This window comes from Sphaerimonospora mesophila (genome assembly GCF_001417795.1).
In the GTDB taxonomy this organism is placed as follows: Bacteria; Actinomycetota; Actinomycetes; order Streptosporangiales; family Streptosporangiaceae; genus Sphaerimonospora; species Sphaerimonospora mesophila.
Window position 1 is genome coordinate 369,383 of sequence record NZ_BCBX01000033.1, and the last position, 8,226, is coordinate 377,608.

At 71.1% G+C, this 8,226-nt stretch carries 4 protein-coding genes; 1 reads left to right on the top strand and 3 read right to left on the bottom strand.

The window, feature by feature from the left end:
- Nucleotides 1-15: 15 nt before the first annotated feature.
- From AP234_RS37915 to AP234_RS11705, 3 genes are read right to left on the bottom strand one after another with little or no spacing between them, the layout of a single operon-like run.
- The gene (locus AP234_RS37915; RefSeq protein WP_200926446.1) at nt 16-1,296 is read right to left on the bottom strand and encodes a DUF2510 domain-containing protein; all 1,281 of its coding nucleotides are present in this window, start codon (nt 1,294-1,296) and stop codon (nt 16-18) included.
- A gap of 19 nt (nt 1,297-1,315) precedes the next feature.
- Nucleotides 1,316-2,773: a hypothetical protein gene (locus AP234_RS11700; RefSeq protein ID WP_055479601.1), complete on the bottom strand. Its 1,458-nt coding sequence runs from the start codon at nt 2,771-2,773 to the stop codon at nt 1,316-1,318.
- A 3-nt stretch (nt 2,774-2,776) separates the two neighbouring features.
- Nucleotides 2,777-4,456, bottom strand: a complete 1,680-nt coding sequence (locus AP234_RS11705; RefSeq protein ID WP_055479602.1) for a serine/threonine-protein kinase — start codon at nt 4,454-4,456, stop codon at nt 2,777-2,779.
- A gap of 456 nt (nt 4,457-4,912) precedes the next feature.
- Here AP234_RS11705 and AP234_RS34250 point away from each other — a divergent pair.
- Nucleotides 4,913-8,226: DUF5005 domain-containing protein (locus tag AP234_RS34250; protein ID WP_063842863.1), on the top strand; the 3,314-nt coding region annotated here is incomplete at its 3' end.

An 8,226-nucleotide genomic window follows, 5' to 3' on the forward strand; every position in this document is an offset into this window, starting at 1 on the left:
AGAGTAGTCGGGCGTTCACCTGGCTTCGAGCGAGTCCAGCACCCGCTTGTAGACCGACTGGTCCAGATTGTCGGGAATGGATAGGTAAAGCAGGGCCGGTCGCTGCCCGTCGCCCTGATCGACCAGGACGAACGCCGCCTTCTCGGCCTTCCAGCTCAACGAGTTGGCCGCGGAGACCTGGGAGAAGTCCAGCTCGAACTCGAGCACCCAGGCCTGACGGTCGCCCACCTTCGCCGCCTCGTTGCGCACGATCTTCCGCGCGTGCGGCAGCGGGTAGAAAACCGGTTCGTAGACCGACAGGAGGGCCCCGGCGAGACCCTCCAGGTTCGCCCGGCCGCCGTAGGGGAAGATCTGGGGGAGGCGGCCGGTGTAGATGGAGGCCATCCAGTCACTGCCCTGGCCGTCGTAGTCCTGCTGCGACATGGCCAGGCAGGCGCTCGTCCACAGCGGGCGGTTGGGGTCTCGTGGCTCGTTGGTCTCGGCCGCCTTGGGCACGATCCATGACTCGCCGGGATAGGCGTAGGAGAGCCCCGTGTCGGGATCGCTGATCCGTCCACCGGACGGCTGGGGCAGCTCGGGGAGCGGCGGCGCCGACGTCGGCTCGGCCGACGGGGGAACGGTCTCGTCCAGCTGGGGCGTGGCCTCGGGCCGCGGCCCGGAGGCCGTCGACTCGGCGCGGTCGTTGACGAGGAACACCACGCCACCGATGACGAGCGCGAGCGCGAGGACCAGTGCGACGCCGCCCGCGATCCACGGCCACGGTGAGGACCGCTGCGGCCCGGGACCGAAGTCCGGCATCGGAAGCTGGGCGGTCTGTCCTAAATTGCCCCACTGTGGAAGTTCACGGGTCTGCTGCCCGGGGGGCTGCGGCCCGAGCGGCGCCTGCTGATGGAAGGGGGGTGGCGCGCTTTGATCCGGCTGCTGCCAGTCCTGGCCGGGCCGTTCCTGCGGCGCGGGCCGTTCCTGTGGCGCGGGCCGTTCCTGTGGCGTGGGCCGTTCCTGTGGCGTGGGCTGCTCCGGCAGCGCGGCCTGTTCCGACTGCGGGGGCACCCCGGCGTACGGCGCCTGCGCCGCCGGGAGGGGATCGCCGGGTCGCTCGGGATATCCCGGCTGGGCCGCGTGGCCGGCCTCCCCGTGGGCGGACTGGGCGGGTTCACCCGATCGGGCCGGTTGACCTGGCCCGCCGGGTTGCTGCGTCCTGGCATGCGTGGCGTCGGTCCACTGCGTGCCGTCCCACCAACGGAGGTCGGGGGAGCCGTACGGGTCGGGGTACCAGCCGGCGGGGGTCGTCGTCATGCGGGCCACACTAGTGAAGTCAGCATTTGTAGGAAAAACTAGCTTTGTCCTGTAGGGGTTTCCCCGTCGAGGTGGGGGACAGGACGCGCAGCGTCGCGGTGCCGCGGAAGGAGCCCGACCCCTTCACCGTCCAGTGCAGCGGGAGGTCCAGGGACGTGGTTCCGGAGCTCACCTTCTGCTCCTGCTCGATCTTCTCTCCGTCGCTGCGCCGCCACTCGTAGCGGATCGTCCCGCCGCCGCCGTTGGTCGTGACGACCCCGACGAAGTCGGCTCTGCCGTCGCAGCTCACGGTCTTCTTCGGCAGCTTGACGTCCACCTTCAGCACGGCGAGATCCGGACCGGGCGCGCACATGCGCAGCCCCAGGACCACGGCGGCGATGAGCATCGCGAGCAGCAGGGTGCCTGCCCATGTCGTCGTCCGCCGCCCGCGCCGGCCGGGGGTGGTGTCCACGATCGCCCGAGTGTGGGCCGTGGGGGCCTGCCCGGCGCGCCAGATCTGCTCGGCGGTCGTCTCGGTCGGCACTCCAGGACCGAAGCGCATCATCACGTCGCCGTCCCGCTGCGCCGTACGGCCGGCCGGGGCGACGGGGGGACCGGGCAGACCCTGGCCCGACAGGTCGAGCAGTGTGACGGCCTCGTCGGCGCCGGGCCTCATGGCGGGGGCGGGGGCCATCGGGACGCCTCCCGAGGACCACTGCCGGACGGCCCCGGCCAGCCGGGTGGTGCCGGAGGCGAGCACGTCGCGCCAGACGAGCAGGACTTCACCGGCGGCGTCCAGCCCCCGGGCCAGGGACACGGCGGCGGCCCGGTCGAGGAGCGCGGCCGCCTCGCCGTACGCGGGCCCGGCCGCCGTTCCCCGTACGGAATCCTGCGCGAAGCGCCGGGCCAGGCTCCGTGCGAGCGCCGCCCAGGCGGCCGTGTCCCCTGTCATGTCCGAGGCTGTGCCCGACGTGGTGTCCGTTTCGGGGGACGTGTGCCGGAGCGCCGCGAGCAGTCCCCGTTCGGCCAGGAGCACCGATCCGTCGTCTCCGACGACCACGGTGCCGGGGTGCAGCGCGCCGTGGGTGAGCCCCGCCGCGTGGAGGGTGCGCAGTGTGCGCGCGGTCTCCACGAGGATCGCGACCGCCCCGGCCGGGTCGATCCCCGCCGTGCCGGACCCCGCCGGGTCGTCGAGAAGCTCGGCGAGGGTCGGCGTGGCCCGGCGCGCGGTGATCAACCAGACCTCGCCCCGCGCCGTCACCAGGTCGGCGACGGGCAGGAGTGACGCCGGGTCGCCCCGGTCCAGCAGCAGAAGATCCGCCCGCACCGCGGCGATGAGCCGTTCCCGCGCCTGAGCCCCGCCGAGCAGGTTCGGGTCGAACCGCAGCACGCCCGATGGGACTCCCGCCGGAGAGACGGCGTCGTGCCAGACGCCGAGTTCACCGGCCCGGGTGCGACCGGTCAGGCGGTGCCCCGCGATCGTCGCGCCCTCGTTCATCGGTCACCTCGAGTCCCGCCGGCGACGCTTTCCTGCCGCTCGCTTCACCGCCAGTGTGGCCGGAACGAGGCCGGTCGTCATCAGACCGAGAGCGAACACGCCCATCGGAACGGCGCTCGCGTCCGGAGCCACCGGGGTGCTGGTCAGCCGGGGCGGCGGGGCGCCATCACCGGTCGGCTCCGGGGACGAGGTGGTCTGGGTGGGCGCCGGCCTGGACGACGGCGGCGACGTCGTGCGCTGCGGATCCCGCGGCAGGGTGATCGTGGCGGTGGGCTCGGGCGTGGCCGGGGACGGCGACGGCCGCCTGGTCGTCGGCTTCGGACTGGGCCGCGGGCTCGGCTTCGGCGTCGGCTTGGCCCTGGGCGTGGTGCTGGGCGTCGCCCTTGGCGTGGGCCTGGACGTGGGACCGGTGGTGGGCCGGGACGTGGGCTGCCGCGCGGGGCCGCCGGTCGCCGTCGGCCTGGGCCGTACCTTCGGGCCGTTTGACGCGGTCGGCTCCGGATCGGCGGCCGAGGGCGTCTGGGTGGCCTCGTCGTCGGCGAGATCGTCTTCGTCCTCGTCGGCCGGCTCGTCCGTCGCCGGGGTGAGCGTCAGCGGGTCGGCGGGCGAGGAGGTCGGCGACACGATCGTCTCACCGGCCTGGAGTGTGGTCCCGGCCAGGGAGCCGACCACGGCCGCGGTGCCGCCCGTGATCGCGGCCATGACCACGACGGTCAGTCCGATCTTCACGCTCATCTTGCCGAGCAGGCCCCGGCCGAGATGCGTCTCGGCGACGGAGGTGCCGACCTCGGGCTCCTCCTCGGCGAGGGGGAAGAAATGGACCAGCAGGCCGGCCAGCGCGGCGAGCCTGCGCCTGCCCCGCTCCTCCCATGCGGGGCCGTACACATCGGCGGCGATGACCTCCAACTCCTGGAGGAACTCCAGCGCCGACTGCGGCCGGTCCGCGGCTCGCTTGGCCATGCCGCGCTCCACCAGCCCGCGCAGCGAGGGGGGCACCTCCTCCACCGGGGGAGGGGTGACCTGGTGCTGGCGGGCCAGCGCCGCCATGCTCTGCGCCCGGAAGGGCCGGCTGCCGGTCAGACACTCGAAGAAGACGACCGTCGCGGCGTACACATCGGTGGCCGGGCTGGTCACACCACCCGACCACTGCTCCGGCGCCATGTACGGCGGCGTGCCGGAGGCGGCGGCGCCCTGCCCGATGTGCGCGGCGACGCCGAAGTCGACGAGCTTGCTCGTGCCGTCGGCCTCGACCATCACGTTCTCGGGCTTGTAGTCGCGATGTACGACGCCGGCGCCGTGCGCCACGGCGAGGCCGAGCAGCGACCCCTTGAGCACGGCGAGCGCGGCCTCCGGACCGGTCGGACCCTCCGAGCGCAGCATCGCGCGCAGCGAGACGCCGTTGATCAGCTCCATGACGATGGCGGCGCCCCGGGGGACCTCCACGTACTCATAGAACTTCGCGGCGTGCGGGCTGGGCTCCATCGACGCGAGCAGGTTCGCCTCGTGCCGGAACCTGGCGACGAAATGCAGGTCCGACATGAGCTCGTCGGACAGGTATTTGATGGCCACCAGGATGTCGTCGGCGTCGTGCCGCGCGAGCACGACTCTGCCGGCGCCGCCCCTGCCCAACTCGCGAATCTCCGTGTAGCCGGGGACGCGCCAGGCATCCGTCTGGCCGTGCATACGGTCTCCTCATCGCCCGGGCCCCCGCCATGACGAGACCGTAGCTTAGTGACCAATGGGGCAATAAGCAGAAAAGTCCGGAAACACTGGCGGTTTGTGGCGAATAGTGCGATTTGCCCGTTTAGGTGGTGATCCAAGTGCGTCGTCGGCCGCTCCGCCTCGCCGACGTCCCCGGGGCGGGAAGGGGCGGCCGTCGTCCCGCCCATGATGTCGCGGACCGCTATCGGTGCACGTGCCAACAAATCCTCCAAATCGGTTCTTGTGTCCCACCCCGCCGATGGATATCTTTAGATCACTTCGACAAGATCAGTAACTTGACGTCGACCGCTTGAGTTGAGCGCATTCTCCGTGATGGTCACGTCCCCCCGTGACCGACTTTTTTGGGGATTCATGGTGCCAAGGCGAACCCGTTTACGCACTCGACTGGCCGAACCCATCGGAGGACGCGCCCGACGCGTGCTCTCCACCGTCCTGCTTTCGACACTCGTCGCGGTTCTGGCGCCGACGATCGGTGCGCCCGCGGCCACCGCCGAGACCGCCGCGATCGCCCGATCCGCCGTAGCCGCCCGGACCGTCGAGACCGTTGGGACCGCCACGTCCGTCGCGACGGCGGAGACGGGGATGTCGGCGGAGGTCCTCGGCACGCTGTTCAACCAGTACGGCGACACGAGCGGGCGGTGGAACGGCGGCGACAGCACCGCGTCGGTCCCCCTGCCGGACGGGCGGGTGGCCTGGCTGTTCTCGGACACCTACATCGGCCCGATCAACGCCGACGGCTCACGGCCGAAGACCAACACCATGGTGCACAACTCGCTGGTCGTCCAGGACGGCGCCCAGTTGGTGGAGACCAGGGTCGGCGGCACGGAGGCGGCGCCGGCCTCCCTGGTCGGCGGCGAATCCGACGGCGACCCGGCCAACGCCGGATACTGGGTGGCCGACGGGGTGGTCGAGGGCCAGACGCTGCGGGTGCTCTACAACCACTATCGCCGCACCGGCTCCGACAGCCTCGACCTGGAGTTCGCCGGCAACGCGCTGGGCACGTTCGCGCTGCCGTCCCTCACGCTGACCTCGCTGGACGCACTGCCGCTCGGTGATCAGATCGCGTGGGGCTCGTCGATCATGGAAGACGGCGACTACACCTACATCTACGGCACCGAGTTCACCGAGACGTTACGGTTCGCCCACGTGGCCAGGGCGCCCAGAGGCGATCTGACCGCGGCGTGGCAGTTCTGGACCGGTTCCGGCTGGTCGAGCTCGATGTCCGAGTCGAGTCGCCTGATGAGCGGGGTCAACACCGCCTACTCGGTGGAGAAGCTGGGCGATCGGTACGTCCTGGTCACCACCGAGGGGAACCTGGTCTTCAACCCGGAGATCGTCGCCTACACATCGGCCGCCCCGACGGGCCCCTTCAGCGGACCGGTCACGCTGTACAGGGCGCCGGAGGCGAAGCCCGGGGATCCGATCATCACCTACGACGCGCGGCTGCACCAGCACCTGGCCCGTCCCGGCAAGCTGCTGGTCAGCTACAACGTCAACGCGCTGGAGGACGAGTACAACTTCGCCGACGCCGGCCTCTACCGGCCGCGGTTCGTGGAGGTCGACTGGCCCCGGCCGGTGCCCGACCCGGCGACGCTGCCGGCCACTCCCGCCGGATTCACCGGATCGGTCGACGACGAGGGCGTCGTGCACCTGAGCTGGCAGCCGACCACCGCCGACCACTACTGGATCTACCAGCGCGACGTCACCGCCGGGCAGACGCACTTCGCGCGGATACCCGCGAGCACGACCCTGACCACCGGCGACATCGGAGGGCTGCGCACCGGCCACACCTACGAGTTCCGGGTCACCGCCGCCAACGCCGCGGGGGAGGGCGCGCCCACCGCCGAGGTCGGCCTCACCCCGAATCTCCAACGTCCCGCCGCGCCGACCGGCTTCACCGCGACCGCCCTGACCGACGGGCGGCTCGGGCTCGCCTGGAACCCGGTCCCGCAGGCCTGGAGCTACCACGTGTTCCGGCGTGACGTCACCGCCGGCGATACCGAGTTCGTGCCGGGGGCGACCGTCAGCGGCACGACCGTCGAGCTCAACTGGCTGGAGCAGGATCACGAGTACGAGCTCTACGTGACCGCCGAGCACGGCGGCGGGATCTCCGACCCCTCGGTCAAGGCGCGGGCGACGGTCCACTACCCGCTGCCCGGGGTGCCGACCGGGTTGACCGCGACGGCCAACGCCGACGGCACGATCACGTTGAGCTGGACCTCGCCGGGGCCGGACGTCTGGTTCTGGGTGTATCAGCGTGACGTCACGGCGGGTGAGACCGAGTTCACCAGGCTGCCGCTGCCGATCAGCGAAGGCACCACGCTGACCGCCCAGTACCTCACCCACGCGCACGAGTACGAGTTCGCGGTCAGCTCCACCAGCCGCGGCGGCGAGTCGGCGCGTTCGAGCCCCGCGCGTGCCACGGCCGACTACCCGCTTCCCGACCCGCCGACGGGCCTTACGGCCGTGGCCGGTGACGGACAGGCCACCTTGAGCTGGACCTCGCCGGGGCCGGACGTCTGGTTCTGGGTTTACCAGCGTGACGTCACGGCGGGTGAGACCGAGTTCACCAGGCTGCCGCTGCCGATCAGCGAAGGCACCACGCTGACCGCCCAGTACCTCACCAACGGGCACCAGTACGAGTTCAAGGTCACCTCGACGTCGCAGGGTGGTGAGAGCGCGGCGAGCAACCTCGTCCGGGTGACGCCGCAGGTGCCGCTCCCGGGGAAGGTCACCGGGGTGACCGCGACGGCCAACGCCGACGGCACGATCACGGTCTCGTGGACCTCGCCGGGGCCGGACGTCTGGTTCTGGGTCTACCAGCGGGACGCCACAGCGGGCGAGGCGTGGCAGAAGCTGCCGCTGCCCATCTCCGAGGGCACGTCGTTCGTCGCGAAGTACCTCGTCCACAACCATCGGTACGAGTACAAGATCGCAGGAACGAACTCGGCGGGCGACGGGCCCGCCAGCGAGGTCGCCGCCGCGACGAGCGTCTACGCACCGCCGCCGGCGCCGCGCAACCTGGTGGGGCGGGCCGCCGGCGACGGCAGCATCGACCTCGACTGGGACGCCCCCGCCCCCGACCTCTACTACTGGGTCTACTACCGAGACGTCACCGACGGGCAGTCGTTCGTCAAGGGCGCCTACCCCACGGACAAGACGTCGGTGTCCATGGCCTACCTCAAGCACAACCACGTCTACGAGTTCAAGATCGCCGCGTCCAACCAGGGCGGCGAGGGGCCCGCGTCCGGCACGATCAGGGTCACGGCCAAGGGGGGACTCCCGGCCGCGCCTTCCGGGCTGACGGCGAGCGCGGGCGATGGCAAGGTCACGTTGCGGTGGACGGCGAGTGCTTCGGCGAACGTCTATTACTGGATCGAGTACCGGCCTTCGGGTGGTTCGTGGCAGCGGATGCCGTCTCCGGTGTCGACGTGCTGCTCGTTCGCGGTGGAGTATCTGACGAACGGGAAGTCGTACGACTTCCGGGTGCGCGCCACCAACGTGTCCGGTGACTCCGCTCCGTCCAACGTCGCGTCGGCGAAGCCGATGCCCCCGCTTCCTGCCGCGCCTTCCGGGCTGACGGCGAGCGCGGGCGATGGCAAGGTCACGTTGCGGTGGACGGCGAGTGCTTCGGCGAACGTCTATTACTGGATCGAGTACCGCTCTTCGGGCGGCTCGTGGCAGCGGCTGAAGTATCCGCTGTCCACCTGCTGCTCGTTCGCGGTGGAGTA

Coding starts and splice junctions, on each gene's coding strand:
- AP234_RS11705 (WP_055479602.1), bottom strand. CDS start 4,456: ATGCACGGCCAGACGGATGCCTGGCGCGTCCCCGGCTACACGGAGATT.
- AP234_RS37915 (WP_200926446.1), bottom strand. CDS start 1,296: ATGACGACGACCCCCGCCGGCTGGTACCCCGACCCGTACGGCTCCCCC.
- AP234_RS11700 (WP_055479601.1), bottom strand. CDS start 2,773: ATGAACGAGGGCGCGACGATCGCGGGGCACCGCCTGACCGGTCGCACC.